12 protein-coding genes are annotated in these 16,831 nt (G+C 70.2%); 5 read left to right on the top strand and 7 right to left on the bottom strand.

Annotation, left to right across the window (positions count from 1 at the left end; genetic code table 11):
- The first annotated feature begins 29 nt into the window (after window positions 1–29).
- Window positions 30–554: a flavodoxin domain-containing protein gene (locus tag E3T23_RS07485; RefSeq protein ID WP_134369740.1), complete on the top strand. Its 525-nt coding sequence runs from the start codon at window positions 30–32 to the stop codon at window positions 552–554.
- 30 nt (window positions 555–584) lie between these two features.
- Here E3T23_RS07485 and E3T23_RS07480 read toward each other — a convergent pair whose 3' ends face one another.
- Together E3T23_RS07480 and E3T23_RS07475 are read right to left on the bottom strand one after the other, a co-directional pair.
- Complete coding sequence (locus tag E3T23_RS07480; RefSeq protein WP_134369739.1) at window positions 585–3,680, bottom strand: DEAD/DEAH box helicase; 3,096 nt, start codon at window positions 3,678–3,680, stop codon at window positions 585–587.
- Window positions 3,681–3,707: 27 nt separating this feature from the next.
- Entirely contained in the window at window positions 3,708–5,861 is a 2,154-nt protein-coding gene (locus tag E3T23_RS07475; protein WP_134369738.1) for a S9 family peptidase, read from the bottom strand.
- A 91-nt stretch (window positions 5,862–5,952) separates the two neighbouring features.
- On the opposite strand from E3T23_RS07475, the gene E3T23_RS07470 reads away from it, so the two are divergent.
- Window positions 5,953–6,651: an HAD-IA family hydrolase gene (locus tag E3T23_RS07470; RefSeq protein ID WP_134369737.1), complete on the top strand. Its 699-nt coding sequence runs from the start codon at window positions 5,953–5,955 to the stop codon at window positions 6,649–6,651.
- 9 nt (window positions 6,652–6,660) lie between these two features.
- On the opposite strand, the gene E3T23_RS07465 is transcribed toward E3T23_RS07470, so the two are convergent.
- Window positions 6,661–7,047, bottom strand: a complete 387-nt coding sequence (locus tag E3T23_RS07465) for a VOC family protein (RefSeq protein ID WP_134369736.1) — start codon at window positions 7,045–7,047, stop codon at window positions 6,661–6,663.
- 40 nt (window positions 7,048–7,087) lie between these two features.
- On the opposite strand from E3T23_RS07465, the gene E3T23_RS07460 reads away from it, so the two are divergent.
- Window positions 7,088–8,422, top strand: coding sequence for an LCP family protein (locus E3T23_RS07460; RefSeq protein ID WP_166806235.1), 1,335 nt, complete (start codon window positions 7,088–7,090; stop codon window positions 8,420–8,422).
- Window positions 8,423–8,506: 84 nt separating this feature from the next.
- On the top strand, window positions 8,507–9,322 hold the full coding sequence (locus E3T23_RS07455) for a tryptophan-rich sensory protein (protein ID WP_134369734.1): 816 nt from the start codon (window positions 8,507–8,509) through the stop codon (window positions 9,320–9,322).
- A 262-nt stretch (window positions 9,323–9,584) separates the two neighbouring features.
- Here E3T23_RS07455 and E3T23_RS07450 read toward each other — a convergent pair whose 3' ends face one another.
- The gene (locus tag E3T23_RS07450; protein ID WP_174843853.1) at window positions 9,585–10,580 is read right to left on the bottom strand and encodes an FHA domain-containing protein; all 996 of its coding nucleotides are present in this window, start codon (window positions 10,578–10,580) and stop codon (window positions 9,585–9,587) included.
- Window positions 10,581–10,582: 2 nt separating this feature from the next.
- Window positions 10,583–10,846 (bottom strand): hypothetical protein, encoded by a 264-nt coding sequence (locus E3T23_RS07445; protein ID WP_174843852.1) that lies wholly within the window; start codon window positions 10,844–10,846, stop codon window positions 10,583–10,585.
- A 269-nt stretch (window positions 10,847–11,115) separates the two neighbouring features.
- On the opposite strand from E3T23_RS07445, the gene E3T23_RS07440 reads away from it, so the two are divergent.
- Window positions 11,116–14,664, top strand: coding sequence for a TM0106 family RecB-like putative nuclease (locus tag E3T23_RS07440; protein WP_134369733.1), 3,549 nt, complete (start codon window positions 11,116–11,118; stop codon window positions 14,662–14,664).
- 66 nt (window positions 14,665–14,730) lie between these two features.
- Here E3T23_RS07440 and E3T23_RS07435 read toward each other — a convergent pair whose 3' ends face one another.
- Window positions 14,731–15,009: an HPr family phosphocarrier protein gene (locus tag E3T23_RS07435; RefSeq protein WP_134369732.1), complete on the bottom strand. Its 279-nt coding sequence runs from the start codon at window positions 15,007–15,009 to the stop codon at window positions 14,731–14,733.
- Window positions 15,010–15,082: 73 nt separating this feature from the next.
- Window positions 15,083–16,768, bottom strand: a complete 1,686-nt coding sequence (gene ptsP, locus E3T23_RS07430; RefSeq protein ID WP_134369731.1) for a phosphoenolpyruvate--protein phosphotransferase — start codon at window positions 16,766–16,768, stop codon at window positions 15,083–15,085.
- Between the last annotated feature and the right edge of the window lie 63 nt (window positions 16,769–16,831).

Raw genomic sequence — 16,831 nt, 5'->3', positions numbered from 1 at the left:
ACTGCACGACCGACGAGCTGGAGGCAATCATGACGACACTGGTGGGGTTTTCGAGCAAGTACGGTGCCACTGAGGGCATCGCCGAGCGCATCGCCCGCAAACTGCGCGAGGCCGGGCAGGATGCCGTGGCCCGGCCGGTCAAATCCGTCGACCAGGTGGACGAGTACGACTCCTTCGTGTTCGGCAGTTCCGCCTACATGGGGTCGTGGCGCAAGGATGCGACCGCATTCGTGCGGCGCCACCAGGACCTGATCAAGGCGCATCCGGTGTGGCTGTTCAGCAGCGGTCCGCTGGGCACCGCGGGGAAGGACACCCAGGGTCGGGACCTGCGGAAGGAGAGCGAACCGAAACAGTTCGAGGAGTTCGGCCAGATGCTCCAGCCGCGCGGAATGCAGGTGTTCTTCGGCGCCCTCGACCCGAACGTGCTCAGCCGCAGGGACAAACTCGTGCGGCGCATCCCGAGCGGGCGCGAACTGCTGCCCGAGGGCGACTTCCGCAACTGGGCCGCAATCGACGAGTGGGCGGCGGAGATCGCCCGGGAGCTGTCCGCCTGACCCTCCGGCAGGCCTGACCCTCCGGCAGGCCTACCGCTCCAGCAGGCCGCGGATGTCGTCGGCCGTGAGTTCCCCGCCGAACCCGGGCGCCTCCGCTGCCGCGTCGCCGAGCACCCGGTCGAACAGTTCGGCCTTCTGCTTCTGCAGGGCCATCACCTTCTCCTCGATGGTGCCGGTGGCGACCATCCGGTAGACCATCACGTTCTTCGTCTGGCCGATGCGATGGGTGCGGTCGATGGCCTGCGTTTCGGTGGCCGGGTTCCACCACGGGTCGAGCAGGAAGACGTAGTCCGCCTCGGTCAGGGTGAGGCCGAATCCGCCGGCCTTCAGACTGATCAGGAACACCGGTTCGGCACCCGTCTTGAACCGGTCGATCACCGCGGAGCGGCGCAGGGTGGATCCGTCGAGGTAGCAGTAGGGGATGCCCCGGGCGTCGAGTCGAGCGGCCGCCTTCTTCAGAAACGACGTGAACTGGCTGAAGACGAGCGCGCGGTGGCCTTCGGCGACGACGTCGTCCAGCTGTTCGAAGAGGGCGTCGAGTTTGCTGGACGGCACCCCGGCGTACTTCTCGTCGACCAGGGACGCGTCCAGGCTGAGCAGCCGCAACAGGGTCAGCGAGCGGAATACGATGAACCGGTTCTTGTCGAGGTCGTCGATCAGCCCGAACAGCTTCTGTCGTTCGCGTTGCAGGAATGTGTCGTAGAGCGCGCGGTGCCGGGGGTTCAGCTCGATCTCGATCACCTGCTCCTGCTTGGGCGGCAGCTCGGGGGCGACGATCTCCTTGGTGCGGCGCAGCAGCAGTGGGCGGATGCGCCGGCGCAGCCGGGGGAGCACCTCGGGTGTGTCCCCGCGCGCGGCCGTGCGCACGTACTCCTCCGTGAAGCGCCGCAGTGAGGGGAACAGGCCCGGTGCCACGATCGCGAACAGGGCGTGCAGCTCGAGCAGACTGTTCTCCATCGGCGTGCCCGTGATCGCGAGCTTGAACGGCGTCCGCAGGTCGCGGGCGCACAGGTGAACCCGGGTGGCCCGGTTCTTCACGAACTGCGCCTCGTCGAGGATCAGGCCGGCCCAGCCGTGAGCCTGGTATGCCTCGAAGTCGAGACGGAACAGCGTGTAGGAGGTGACGACGACGTCGGCGCCGGCCGCGGCATCCGTCAGCGGGATGCCGCCGGCCGCGTCGGTGGCCGTGACCACCCGCACGTCGAGGCCGGGCGTGAAGCGGGCGGCCTCGGAGCGCCAGGTGGCGACGACGGATGTCGGGGCCACGACCAGGAACGGCCGCCGGCGGGCCGGGTCGGTCGGCTGCGCGGCCGCGTGCGCCAGCAGTGCGAGCGTCTGCAGGGTCTTGCCGAGGCCCATGTCGTCGGCGAGGATGCCGCCCAGCTGGTGCCGCCAGAGGAAGGCCAGCCAGGTGAAGCCCTGAGCCTGGTAGGGGCGCAGGGTGGCGCGCAGTCCGGCGGGCAGCGGGGTCGGCCGGGCACCCGGTTCGTCGGAGCTGCCGGAGCTGCCGGACAAGCCGATCAGCCCGGACACGGCCGTCCGCCATGCGACGGCCTGCTCGGTGTCGTCGGCGAGGTCCTCGAAGTCGGACCAGAGAGAGGCCTGGTAGCGGCTGATCCGCAGGCCGGTGTCCCATTCCTGCAGGGCCCGGGCTTCGGTGATCAGCTCGTGCAGGCGCTCGAACGCCGGCTGCCGCAGCGACAGGTAGCTGTTGTCGACCAGCAGAAGCTTGGACTGCCCCTTCGCCAGAGCCTTGAACAGTGGGCCGAACGGCACGCTCCGACCGTTGATCGTGACGATCACGCCCAGGTCGAACCAGTCCCGCTGGTCCGTTTCGACCGTGGTGATGGTGAGCTCGGGCGTCTCGGTCAGCTCGCGGTAATCGGGCCGGGTGCCGCGGATGTCCACGCGCACGCCGGGCAGCGTCTCCAGCCGCGGGAGCAGGTGCTCGGTGAACTCGGCCGTGTCGACGCCGCGCAGGGTGACGGATGCCGCTGCCGGGGCCGTATCGGCACGGCCGGCTTCCTCGAGCAGCCGGGTGGCGCGCTCGTGGACGACCCGCTCGGCGGACTCGTCGCGGGTTCCCGATCCGTGGTCGGGGCCGGGAGACGGCAGCAGGGGCAGCCGGGCGACCAGGGCGCCCTCGCGGTACTCCCAGTGCCAGGCGAGCTCCAGCGACTGCTTCGGCCGGAACTGCGCGGTGAGCACGAGCAGGGGCGGGTCGGCCCGGGGGAAGTGCACGGAGCCATCCGTGCTGGTCACCGGCAGGGCGCGCCGCAGGGTCGGGTAGAAGTCCGTCAGGAACTCGGCCACCTCGTCTCCGGGCACGAGGGCGGAAGCCGGCCGGCCGAGCAGCCGGCGCTGCTCCGGGCTGAGCGGTGCCGTGGTCGGGGCGAGCGTAAACTCCGGGCGCGGGCCGAGCTGATAGCCGTAGACGCCGTGGTCGCCGATGGCCCCGGCGTGATCGGCGGGATGCGGCACGTCGTCGAACAGGAGCCGGGTGGTCAGGCGCAGGCCGGCGTCGTCCATGCCGGCGTTCATGCCGGCGTCCGTTCCGGCGTCCGTTCCGGCGTCCGTGCTGGTGCCTCTGCTGGCGTCGAGGCTCACGTGGGCTGCGCGGCCCACGCGGACGGTGCCATCCTTCCTGCTGCCCGCGAGGTGCAGGCCGAGCGCCGCCGCCTCCTCGAAAAGGGTCCACAACAGGGGGCTGGTGAAGTCGTCGAGGTAGAGCCAGTCCGTTTCCTGGCTGGTGTAGACGCCGCGCACGGCCCGGTGCAGGGCGAGGAGCTGGCTCAGCCAGCGGTGGTGCTCGGGGTTGAGGTTGAGCCGGTTGCGGTGGAAGGCCAGCTGGTTCCAGGATCCCGGCGCGTGCACCCAGTTGCCGCGGGCGCTGCGGACGACCGGGCGCACCCCGAGACGGATATCGCCGCTGTCCGGCCGCACAGCGGTGACGGGCCGGGCCGTCGCGCCCCGCCAGCGTTCGCCCGTGCGCGGAGTCTGCTCGCGCAACTCGAACTGGAGGCCCATCGGCACGAACGGTTCGGCGCCCGGATCCGCCGCTCCGGTAGCGGGTGCGGCGATCTGCTTCCAGTTGGCCCGAGCCGGGGGAGACCCGGCGTCAGACATGGCTGTGCTTCTCACGAGGCGGTGCCCCTATGCCGCGCTGACCGCCGCTTCCCCCGACGGATGCGCTCGCGCGGCATCGATGATCCAGGCGAAGTCGAACGCCGTCTCACGCCAGCGGCTGTACCGGCCGGAGACCCCGCCATGGCCGGCCGACATCTCGGTCTTCAGCAGAACATCCGCTCCCACCTCGCGCAGCCGGGCCACCCATTTGGCCGGCTCGACGTAGAGCACCCGGGTGTCGTTGAGGCTGGTCACGGCGAGCATCCGCGGGTAGTGCGTGTCGCGCACGTTTTCCACGGGGGAGTAGCCGCGCATGTAGGAGTACACCTCGGGGTCGTGCAGCGGGTCGCCCCATTCGTCCCACTCGATCACGGTCAGCGGCAGCGACGGGTCCAGGATCGACGTGAGCGCGTCCACGAACGGAACCCCGGCCAGGATGCCCGAGAACAGCTCCGGCGCCAGGTTCGCCACGGCGCCCATCAGCAGTCCACCGGCGCTGCGGCCCTCGGCGACGAGCCGGTCGGGAACGGTGTAGCCCGCATCGATCAGGTGCTGGGCGCAGTCGATGAAGTCCGTGAAGCTGTTGCGCTTGTGCAGCTTCTTGCCGTTCTCGTACCAGAGCCGACCCAGTTCGCCGCCGCCGCGCACGTGGGCGACCGCGAAGATCATGCCCCGGTCGAGCAGGCTGAGCCGGGCGATGCTGAACGACGGGTCGATGCTGATCTCGTAGGAGCCGTAACCGTAGAGCAGGGTCGGGGCGGGATCGCCCGGAGCGACCAGGTCACTGCGGTAGACGAGGGAGATCGGGATGCGCGTGCCGTCGGCGGCGGTCGCCCATTCGCGGCGCTGCACGAACAGGCTCGGGTCGTAGCGGCCGAGCACGGGCTGCTGCTTCCGCAGCCAGCGCTCGCCGGTGGTGACCACGTGGTCGTAGACCGTCGACGGAGTGATGAAGCTGGTGTAGCCGAGACGGATGGTCGGCTGTTCCCACTCGGGGTTGGCCGACGTGCCCACGGAGTACAGGGGTTCCTCGAAGGCGAGCTCGACGAAATCGAGTTCCCCGCCGTCGGTCACGGCACTCACGGCCACGCGGGTGAGCCCGTCCCGCCGGTATTCGGCCACCACGAAGTCGCGGAACGCGTCGACGCCTTCCAGACGCACGGCCTCGTCGTGGGGGAGCAGCATCCGCCTCGCACCCCGCGGGTCGGCGACGGAGACGCTGACCAGCTCGAAGTTGACCGCGTGGTCGTTGTGCACGATCAGCAGACGGTCCTCGCCGCCGAGTACGGCGTGTTCCACGTCGTACTCCACGCCGTCCTGCCGCGGCCAGACAACGGCGAATTCGCCGGTCGGGTCGGTGGCATCGAGCAGCCGGGTCTCGGTGGTCACGCTCGAACCGGCCTCGATCAACAGGAACCTGCGGCTGCGGGTGAGGCCGACGCCCACCCAGAAACGCTCGTCGGGCTCGTGGAAGACCGACACGTCGGCGGAGGCCGCGGTTCCCACCTCGTGGCGCCACACGGTGTCGGGCCGCCAGGCGTCGTCAACGGTCGTGTAGAAGATGTACCGCCCGCTCGGATCGAACAGGGCTCCCTCGCCGGTGTTCGGGATCTCGTCGCTAAGGTTTTCGCCGGTCGCGATGGTGCGCACGCGCAGGGTGTAGCGCTCGTCGCCCTCGGTGTCGACGGCGTAGAGCAGCCGGCTCTCGTCGACGCTCACGTCGGTGCTGCCGAGCGAGTAGAACTCGTGGCCGGCGGCCTCGGCGTTGTCGTCGAGCACGATCTGCTCGCCCGAAAGACCCGCGGTCCCGCCGGCGGCCTGCCCCGGAGCCTGCTCCGGCAGCACGGGTGGGGTCCAGTCGTCCTGCGCGGCGATCGGCGCCCGGCAGTGGATGCCATAGGACTGCCCCTCGACCGTGCGGGTGTAATACCACCACTGGCCCTGCCGCACCGGAACGCTGAGGTCGGTCTCCAGGGTGCGGCCCTTGATCTCCTCGAAGACCTGCTCCTGGAGCAGGGAGAGGTGCGCGGTGCGGGCATCCGTGAACGTGTTCTCGGCTTCCAGGTGCGCGATCACCTCGGGACTGTCCTTGTCGCGCAGCCACTCGTAGTTATCGGTGAACACGTCGTTGTGGAAACTGCGCTGCTGTGGCTTCTGCGCCGCGCGGGGAGGAGTGGTCATGAGTCCCAGCGTAGTTCCGCGGGCGGGTAGGTCACGGTGCGTCCGGGGCGCAGACTGGAGGGGTACCAGCCCCGACACGAATGGAACCTTCATGACGCAGCCCGGAACCGCCCCGCTCGACACCACCCTGGACGAGGCCCTGCAGGGGAAGGTCTTCCAGGCGGTGCTCTTCGACATGGACGGCACCCTGGTCGACTCCACCCAGGCCGTCACCCGGTCCTGGCTGCGCTGGGGCGCCGAGGTCGGCCTCGGCCCGTCGTTCACCGGGCCCGAGCACGGGATACCCGCCCGTCAGATGATCGCGACCCTGGTGGCCGAGGAGCTGGTCGAGACATCCGTCACCCGGCTCACCGAACTCGAACTGGCCGACACGGATGGCGTCAGGATCCTGGCCGGCGCGGCGGAACTCATGGCCGGCATCCCCGAGGCCCGCCGGGCCATCGTCACCTCATGCGGCCGTGAGCTGTGCCTGGTGCGGCTGGGCGCGGCCGACTTCACCGCTCCGAACACGGTCGTGACCATCGACGACACCAGCCGCGGCAAGCCCTTTCCCGAGCCGTTCCTGCTCGCGGCCGAACGCCTCGGCGTCGACCCGGCCCGCTGCGTCGTGGTGGAGGATGCCCCGGCCGGCCTCGCCGCCGCCCGCGCCGCCGGCTGCGCCACGATCGGCGTCGTCGGCACCCATCTGGCCGCCGACCTGGAGGCCGACCTGGTCGTCTCCGGCCTGGACCGCCTGCGCGTGTCCGTGCGGGACGACGGAGTGGTCTTCCACCTGGTCACGGAGCCGTAAGCCCCGGGCTCAGCGCTGGTAGATCTCCAGCGGCAGCCCGTCCGGGTCGCGGAAGAAGAACATCGCCTTCTGCGTGTTCGGGTCCACCCGCAGTTCCTCGACCTCGACGTGCCTGCCGATCAGCTCCTCGCGCGCGGCGGGCACATCGTCGACCTCGAACGCGAGGTGGCGCAACCCGAGCGCCTCCGGGCCGCTCTTCCGGGGTGGGGTGTCGGGAAAAGTGAACAGTTCGATCAGGTAGTGGCCGTTCAGGGCGAGTTTGCCCATCCACGACCGGCGCTCGGCACGGAAGTATTCCGCTTCGAGCGTGCAGCCGAGAACGTCGAGGTAGAAGGCCTTGGACACTTCGTAGTCGCTGGCAATAATGGCGATGTGGTGCACTCCGTTGATGCGCATCTCGGCAGTTTCGCATACTCAGCGGGCGGGAGAGGTCAGGATGAAACCGGATCGGCAACCGGGCGCGCAGGTGTCCGCCCGGCATACATCCGGAACGGCCCAGCACCGACGGCGCTCGCGCTGGCGCAGCGTGGGGCTGCCGGTCGCGAGGTTCACGCTGATCTCACTGGCGGTTCTGCTGGTCAGCGCGACGGTGCTGGCCACCGTGTTCGTCAATCAGGTGTCGCAGCGGGTGACCGGCAACGCCGTCGACATCTCCAACGGCCGCACGGACGGGGAGCAGGTGCGGGCGGCGCCGGCCGGAGTGCCGGAGTTCGACGGCGGCTTCACCATCCTGATGGTCGGCGTCGACAACGCCGGCAACCAGAGTGCGGCCTACGGCTGGCGCGACTCCACCCTCAACGACGTGAACATCCTGCTGCACGTGTCCGAAGACCAGGAGAGCGCCGTGGTGATCAGCCTGCCGCGTGACCTCGTCATCCCGCAGCCGGCCTGCACGGATGCCGACAGCGGCACCGTGTCCGCCGCCGTCTCCGCCCTGTCGATCAACGCGTCATTCGGTCGAGGTGGTCTCGGCTGCGTGGTCGGCACGGTCGAGCGACTCACCGGACTGTCGATCCCGTACGCCGGGGTGATCTCCTTCGAGGGGACCGTCGCGATGGCCGACGCGGTCGGCGGCGTGCCGATCTGTCTCACCGAGGCCGTCGACGACCCCTATACCGGACTCGACCTTCCCGCCGGGGTCAGCCTGGTGTCCGGCCAGAGCGCGCTGTCCTACCTGCGCAGCCGCCACGGTGTCGGCGACGGCAGCGACTTGGCCCGCATCTCCTCCCAGCAGGCCTATCTGTCTTCCCTGGCGCGGGTGCTCACCAGCGACGCCACGCTCACCGACCTGCCGAAACTCTCGGGCCTGGCGACGACCGCGGCCACGAACCTCCGGCTGTCCGAATCGCTCGCCGATATTCCGACGATGGTGAGCATGGCCCTCGTGTTCAAGGAGATCGACCTCGACCGGCTGCTCTTCGTGCACTACCCGACGCTGCCCAACCCGGCCAACCCCGCCAAGCTCGTGCCGGATCCGGTGCTGGCCGGGCGACTCCTGACGAAGATCAGGGCCGGCGAGGCCTTCGCGCTCGCGCCCGAGTCACTCGGAGACAGCGTCGAGCCGACGCCCGGCACTTCCCTCGAGGGAGCCCCGGTCGCCGAGGCGACGCTACCCGCCACGGCGACACCGACGCCCGTTCGCCCGAGCACGCCCGATCCCCCGAGCACGCCGGATCCCCCGAGCACGCCGGATCCCGGCCCCGAGGTGATCGAGGGGCTGCGCGGCCAGACGGCCGGCCAGCAGACCTGCTCGGTGGCGTACGGCGGCTGAACCGCGCACCGCGGTACCGGCTGCCGGAGTTCGGCGGCAGTGATACCGTCGACCGATCAGCGAGCTGATCGCTAGGATGCTTAGATGAAAAAGAGCAGCGATCTACTACGTCAAACGGTGGTGCTGGTGAGCGCCATCCTGGCTATCGTCGGATCATTCATCGGGTCGGGCGCCGCCGGCGGAACCCCGATCCAGAGCGCGTCGGGCGGTGCGCTCGCGGCCGACGCGACCCCGATCGCCCCCGACGGGCCGGCCTTCGGCATCTGGAGCATCATCTACCTCGGGCTGATCGCCTACGCCGTCTGGCAGTTCCTGCCGGCGCAGAAAACGGATGACCGCCAGCGCGCCCTCGGCTACCCGATCGCCGCGTCGCTCGTGCTGAACGCGGCCTGGATCCTGAGCATCCAATTCGACCTCCTCGTGCTCAGCGTGCCCGTGATCGTGCTGCTGCTGGTCGTGCTGATCCGGGCGTTCCGGCTCACGCTGCTCTCCCGGCCCAGGAACCTCGTCGAGACGATCGTGGCCGACGGAACCGTCGGCCTCTACCTCGGCTGGGTCGCCATCGCCACGGCCGCCAACGTCACCGCCGTGCTGGTCGCCTCCGGCTTCGGGGGCTTCGGCCTCAGCGCGGACCTGTGGGCGGTCCTGGTGATCGCCGTCGCCGGGCTGGTCGGCGTGCTCCTCGGGGTGTACGGCCACGGCCGCCTCGCCCCCGCCGCGTCCCTGTGCTGGGGGCTGGCCTGGCTGGCCGTGGCCCGGCTGACCGGCAACCTGCTCTCCACTCCGGCGGCGATCGCGGCCATCATCGCCGTGGCCGCCATTCTGATCGTCACCGTCGCAGTCCGCGTGCGCACGTCCAGGTCCGCCAGGTCCGCCACGTCCCGACCGATCGCCGCATGAGCCACTGGTCGTCGCGGCCCTGCTGCTGGTGTTCGGAACGCTCGCCGACCGGTTCGGGCGGCGGCGCATCCTGATTCTCGGCGTGATCGTCTCCACCACGGCATCGCGTTCGCGATCTGAGGCTCGACCAGCGGCGGCATGGTGGCCGTCGGTCCGCTGCGGCGCACGTTGGTGAGGCCGGCGCACGTTAGAACGTGCGCCGGCCTCCACAGGGTGCGCCGCGAGTGGCGGCCCCCAGGACCCGGCCGCTAGATCTCGGCCTTTAGATCTCGCTGTCGTCCACCGGGCGGGCGTCCGGCTGAGGGCTCGCGCCGCCGGTCGCGGCACCGTCGGCGGTCCCGGCGCGCTCCCTGGCCTCACGTTCAGCCCGGGCCGCACGGCGGGTCGGCTGGGGCTTCTGCACGGAGAGCTCGCCGCCCACGCGCCCGCCGTAGGGGCGGCCGTGGTCGGCGTACTCCTCCCGGAAGAAGGCCATGCGCCACGGACCCATTTCGATCCGGGCGCCGGTGCGCAGGATCTGACCGTCGCCCCCCTGCCGGTAATTCCGATTGGCTCCGCCGGAGACGTCGCCGAGGGGATACAGCACGTATTCGTCGTTGTCGTCGTGGCGGATTTCGGCATGGAACGGTTGCAGCCCGCCCAGCCGCAGGTCGGCATCGGGGGCCGAACCGACGGTGGTCAGGGTCGGCAACAGATCGAACTCGCGCGGCATCTGGCCGTTCCAATTCTCCGAGCCGATCACGAAGATCAGCCGGGGACGGCCCGCTCCCGGGGTGTAGTGCGTTGTCGTCACCCGGCGACGGATGCGCCGGTCGAAGGTCGGCACCAGAGGCAACAGGGTGGGCGGCGGCAACGGCAGGGACAGGCTCTCCTGCGTCGCCGAGCTGCGCCGCCGCAACAAGGGAGCCAGGGCGGCCCTGCTGCCGAGCGAAATGTGCGTGGAACCGGTCAGCAGACGCTGGAGGACGGGTGACTTGACGGCGCCGAGCCGGAGGATGAGGCCGTCGGGCCCGGACACGGAGACGGTCAGGCCGCGTTGGGCGAGGTCGCCGGCCAGGCCGCGGAGCTCCTTCAGCTTCACCGTGCCGGTGCGCACGAACATCTCGGGCTTGCTGGAGAAGATCTCGACATCGAGGCCGCTGGCCTTGATGGTCCCGCTCATCTGCTCGGCGGCGGGCGCCTCGGTGGTGTCGCCCGGCGCGCCTGGCTCCGCGAGGGAGAACTCCAGGTCGATGTCCAGGCGGGTGGTGGGGCTCATGACTACTTGGTGAGCGGTTCGGTGCCGGAACCCTCGCTCGTGGTGACCCGCAGGGTGCCGTTCAGCTTCCAGGTGGCACGGGGGGCGTCGGGGCCGATGTCGCGCGGCACCTCCACGGTCATGTCGATGAAGCTGTAGTTGATGACGGCGCTCTTGCCGGTCAGGTAGGACCACATCTCCTTACCGAGGTCGGTCCAGTCCTTGATGTTGTGGGCGTCGGGGCCGGCGGCGTTGGCAGTGGGTGCGGGGTTCTGGCTGTCAGTCACGGTGTGTTCCTTCTCGCTCGGTTGCAGGGAATCGGCACTCGGTCGACGCACATCGGGCCGGATGATCGGCCAGAATCGGATCAACATCGAACCAATGCGCGGGCAGCCTCAGGAGCCTCGACTGCCGCGTGTAGGCCAACCATAGTTGAGCTCAGCGGCCGGGGGAAGAGTTCGCTTCCCCGGGTTTCTGTCGGTGGTCTCGGATAGCCTCGAAACCACCGTGACCAGCGCTTCCGTGCGGTCGTGTGTTTCGCAAAGAGGAGATCCACGTGTTCCTGCTCGACCCTGCCACCGTTGTCTACTCCGCGAGCGACCTCAGCGCCGCAGCCGCCTGCGAGTGGGCCCTGTTGCGCCGGCTCGATGCGAAACTGGGACGCATCGACGCCGCCCCGGCACCCGACGACGCCATGCTCCGGCGCACCGCCGAGCTGGGCGACGCGCACGAGCTGCGGATGCTGGAACAGCTGCGGGCGAGCCGCACCGTCGTCGAGATCGAACGGGGCGACCTCGCCGACATCCGTACCGCCGTCGATCAGACCGAGGCGGCCCTGCGCGCGGGCGCCGAGGTGGTGTTCCAGGCTGCCTTCTTCGACGGGCGATTCCTGGGCTACGCGGACTTCATCATCCGCACCGAGAGCGGCGGCCAGAGCCATCAGGCAGAGCAGACCGCGACCTGTGAGGCCGCGACCTATGAGGCCGCGACCTATGAGGTCTATGACACGAAGCTGGCGCGCTCGGCGAAGATCACGGCGCTGCTGCAGCTGGCCGCGTACAGCGACCAGTTGCAGCTGATGGGCATCCGCACCGGTCTGAACGTGCACCTCCTGCTGGGTGACGGCCGCACGAGCTCGCACCGGTTGCAGGACATCCTTCCGGTCTACCGCGCCCGGCGGGCCCGACTCGAGCGGCTGGTCGACGAGCGCCTGGCCGACCCCGATGCCACCCCGTGGGGTGACCCCCGCTACGCCGCCTGCGGCCGGTGCGACCTGTGCGAGGAACAGGTGCAGCGGCACGGAGACGTGCTCCTGGTCGCGAACCTGCGGCTCAGCCAGCGCGCCCGGCTGCGCACCGTGGGCGTCTGCTCCATCGACGACCTCGCCGCGCGGCACGAGCCCGTCCCGGGCCTGTCGGACGCCACGCTGGCGACCCTGCGCGGGCAGGCCCGGCTGCAGATCGCCCCGCGGGGCCCCGGCCGGCCGCTGAACTGGGAGATCATCAACCCGGCCGCCCTCGCGGCACTGCCCGCGCCCGACGCGGGGGACATCTTCTTCGACTTCGAGGGGGATCCGCTCTACCAGGAGCATCCCGGCGGCAACAGCGCGTGGGGTCTCGACTACCTGTTCGGGCTGTCCGAGCAAGACGACACCTTCCGCGCCTTCTGGGCGCACGACCACACCGAGGAACGCCGGGCCCTGATCGACTTTTTGGAGTTTGTGCGGGAGCGCCGCTCGCGGCATCCGGGGCTCCACATCTACCACTACGCCCCCTACGAGCGCACCCACCTGCTCGGCCTCGCCGCCCGGCACGGTGTCGGCGAGGAGGCGGTCGACGACCTGTTGCGCCAGAACGTGCTCGTGGACCTCTACCCGATCGTGCGGCAGGGCCTCCGAATCGGCAGTCGCAGCTACTCGCTCAAGAAGCTCGAACCGCTCTACATGGGTCTTACGGAGCGGGAGGGCGTGGACAATGCGGCCGACTCGATCACCGAGTACGTGCGCTCGCGCACGCTGCTGGCCGCGGGGCAGACGGATGCCGCCCGGCAGATCCTGGATGACATCGCCCGCTACAACGCGTACGACTGCCGCTCCACCCGGCGCCTGCGCGACTGGTTGCTGGCGCGCGCGGCGGAGGGGGCGGCCGACCCGGTCGCGTCGCCGGCGACCCTGGCGGGCGTGGCCCCGCCGGTGCGGGAGCCGGACCCGGTCTACCTCGAACTCTCCGCGCTGCTCGCGGACGTTCCACCGGCCGAGCGCACCGCCGACCAGACCGCCCTCGCCCTCGCCTCGGCGGCGATCGACTACCACCGGCGAGAGCAGAAATCGTTCTGGTGGGACCACTACAGCCGCCTGGGCACGCCCGTGGACGATTGGGCCGACACCAGGGACGTGCTCATCGTCGAGCGCGCCACGGTTCACCTGGGTTGGCACCGGGAGGGCCGTCAGGCGCTCGACCGCCGGGTGCTGCGCCTGTCCGGGGCACTCGCGCCGGGCAGTTCGATCAAGGCCGGGCAGCAGCCGTTCCTGCTCTACGACCCGCCCTACCCGTCGATCAGACGCAGCGACGCGCCCGGAGCGCGAACCGCGCACAACAAGGCGACCATCGTCGACGTGATCGACGAGTCGGTCTACCTGGTCGAGGAGGTGCTCGAACGCGATGCGCCCCCGCACCGGGAACTGCCGATGGCCCTGACCCCCGGCACCCCGCCGCCGGCCGGCACTCAGATCGGCGCGATCTCGGAGTGGGGCCGCGCCGTACTCTCCCGGTGGCCGGAACCGCTGCCGGACGCGGCCTTCGACCTGCTGCGCCGCCGCCCACCCCGGCTGCTCGGCGAGAGCGGGCCGGCCCAGCCCCTGCCGCAGCCCGGCGACGATACTGGTGACGGCGACGTGCGCACCGCCATCCGGGACACGCTGCTGGTGCTCGACCGGTCCTACCTGGCGGTGCAGGGTCCGCCCGGCACCGGCAAGACCTTCGTCGGCTCGAGGGTGATCGCCGACCTCGTCGTGCGGCACGGCTGGCGCATCGGCGTCGTCGCGCAGTCCCACGCCGCGGTCGAGAACATGCTCCGGGCCGTACTGACCGCGGGCGTGGAGGCCGGGCTGGAGACCGCGCAGGTCGGTAAGAAGGCGAAGAAGGGCGACGAGAAGAAGCCGGTGCCGTGGACCCGGCTCGATACCAAGACCTTCGACCGGTTCACCGGCCAGTCCGGCGGCTGGGTGCTCGGCGGCACGGCCTGGGACTTCAGCAACGCGGACCGGGTGCCGCGCGGCTCCCTCGACCTGCTCGTGATCGACGAGGCCGGTCAGTTCTCCCTGGCCAGCACCATCGCCGCGGCCGTCTCGGCCGAGCGACTGCTGTTGCTGGGCGACCCGCAACAGCTGCCCCAGGTCAGTCAGGGCACGCACCCGGAACCGGTCGACGGGTCGGCGCTCGGCTGGCTCAGTGACGGCCACCAGGTCCTCCCGCCGGAATTCGGTTACTTCCTGAAGACCAGCTGGCGCATGCATCCGAGCGTGTGCGCCCCGGTGTCGGCGCTGTCCTACGAGGGCCGGCTGCGCTCGCACCCCTCCGACCGTCACCTCGATGGTGTGGAGCCGGGCCTGCACCCGGTGCCCGTGCCGCACCGGTTCAACTCCACCTCGTCGGTGGAAGAGGCCGAAGCCGTGGTCTCGTTGGTGACCGGTCTGCTCGGCCGCCCCTGGACATCCGGTGGCCGGAGCGCGCCGCTCGCCCAGGGCGACGTGATCGTGGTGGCACCGTACAACGCGCAGGTCGAGCTGCTGCGCGGCCGCCTCGCGCAGGCCGGCCTGGGCGACGTGCCGGTCGGCACGGTCGACAAATTCCAGGGTCGGGAGGCGGCGGTCGCCGTGATCTCGCTGGCCGCTTCCGCGGCGGAAGACGTGCCGCGCGGCCTCGAATTCCTGCTCCTGGCGAACCGGCTCAACGTGGCCATCTCCCGCGCCCAGTGGGCGGCCTGGCTGGTCTACTCGCCGGCCCTGACCGAGACGCTGCCGCCCCGCGTGGAGACCCTGGCCCAGCTCAGCGCCTTCATCACCCTGGTCACGCCCGCTCCGGCGGAAGGCACGACACGGGTCTGACCCACGAAAAGGCACCCCCACTCCGGCGTGATTCACGCGGACTGAGGGTGCCTCCCGTGGCGGGTGCTACTCGGCGTCGAGGTCCGTTTCCAGGAGCGTGACGAGGGAAGCGAGAGCCTCGTCGGCTCCGTCGCCCTCGGCGCGCAGCACGACGATGTCGCCGTTGGATGCACCCAGGCTCATCAGCGACAGAATGCTCGAGGCATCCATCGCGTCTTCCGCCGGGTCGGTCTCGAGGGCGATGGTGACCTCGATGGACAGCTCGCCGACGGCCGCAGCGAAGATCGATGCGGGGCGCGCGTGCAGGCCGACACGGCTCGCGATGGTTGCTTTACGTTCGGACATGGTTCCTCCTAATTGGTGCCCGGCGACGGGGTGGCTCGCCGGTGATGGTGCGATGCGACGGAATCCGAGGCGGCTAGAGTCCCAACTCTTCCAGTATGGGCAATTCGGCGCGCACGCGCGTACGTGCTTCGTCCGAATTCCGGGCCGAAACGGCGAGCTGGGCCAGTTCCTGGGCCCGTTCGAGCGTCACGGACTTCAGAACGGCACCCACGGCGGACATCGACCGGGCCGTCATGGACAGGGTGTTGACACCCAGCCCGACGAGCACGACGGCGAGAACCGGGTCGGCTGCGGCTTCACCGCAGACACCGACGGGCTTGTTGTGGCCCTCGGATGTCGCCCCGGCGACGGTGAGCTGGATCAGCTGCAGCACGGCCGGCTGCCACGGCGAGTTCAGCGCGGCAAGCGTGCCGAGCTGCCGGTCGGCGGCCATCGTGTACTGGGTGAGGTCGTTCGTGCCGAGGCTGACGAATTCGGCTTCGGTCAGGATGCTCGCCGAGCGGAGCGCGGCGGAGGGAACCTCGACCATGACGCCGGGGGTCTTCAGCCCGGCGACGCGGCACATGGCGGCGAAGTCGGCGGCCTCGTCGACCGTGGCGATCATCGGCGCCATCACCCAGACCACGGCGGAGGAGGCCTGCGCGGCCGTGGCGATGGCCGTCAGCTGGCGCTTGAGCACCCCGGGGCTGGTCAGGTCGGTGCGGTAACCGCGCACGCCGAGCGAGGGGTTGGGCTCCGTGCTGTCGGTCAGGAACGGCAGGGGCTTGTCGGCGCCGGCGTCGAGCGTGCGCACGACGACCTTCTTGCCGGGGAACGCGTCGAACACGCCGCGGTAGGCGACGACCTGCTCGTCGATGGTGGGCTCGGTGTCGCGCTCGAGGAAGCAGAACTCGGTGCGGAGCAGTCCGACGCCCTCCGCGCCGGCGGCCGCGGCCTTGACCGCGTCAGCGGCCCCACCCACATTGGCCAGCAGGGGAACGAGGTGGCCGTCGGCCGTGGTGCCGGTGCCGTCGAACACGGACAGGCTGGCAGCGACGTGCTCCCACGCCGTGACGGCGGTGCGCTGTTCGTCGCCCGGGTCCACCATAAGGGTGCCGGCGGCGCCGTCCACGTAGACCTCGGCGCCATCGGTGAGGGCCTCGACGCCGACAGCGGCGACGACGGCCGGCAGGCCGAGGGCACGGGCGATGATCGCGGTGTGAGACTGCGGTCCACCCCCGCTGGTGACCAGGGCGAGGACCTTGTCCGGGTCGAGGGTGGCCGTGTCGGCCGGGGCGAGATCCTCGGCCACGAGCACGAAGGGCTCAGCAGATTGGGGGATGCCGGGGGCGGTCACGCCGCGCAGTTCGGCGACGATCCGGGCCCGCACGTCGAGGACATCCGTGGCCCGCTCGGCCATGTAGCCGCCGAGATTGTGCAACATCTCGGCGACGGAGGCGCCGGACTCCCAGATCGCGCGTTCGGCGGATGTTCCGGTGACGATTAATTTAACTGCGGCCTTTATCAGCATCGGGTCGGCGGCCATCAATGCGGTGGCCTCGAGAACCGACTTGCTGGCGCCCGAGGCGGCTTCGGCGCGGCGTTTGAGCTCGGCCTGCACGACCTTCGAGGCTGCTCGCAGGTCAGCCGTTGCGGCATCGGGAGATGTCGCCGAATCCAGGCGTTCACCTGCCGGGGGTTCGCTGATCGGTTTGGGCATCTGGCGAACGGATCCTATGATCCGGCCGGGGCTTACGCCTACACCAGTGAAATTCTGCACGGGACATCCTCTATTCTTGCGCAGCAAAAATACTGCACCATCGATGCTACGCGTCGGCCGCCC

Source organism: Cryobacterium cheniae, assembly GCF_004403395.1.
Taxonomy (GTDB): domain Bacteria; phylum Actinomycetota; class Actinomycetes; order Actinomycetales; family Microbacteriaceae; genus Cryobacterium; species Cryobacterium cheniae.
The sequence above is the reverse complement of the archived record's forward strand: the minus strand, read 5'-3'. Positions and strand labels throughout refer to the sequence as shown.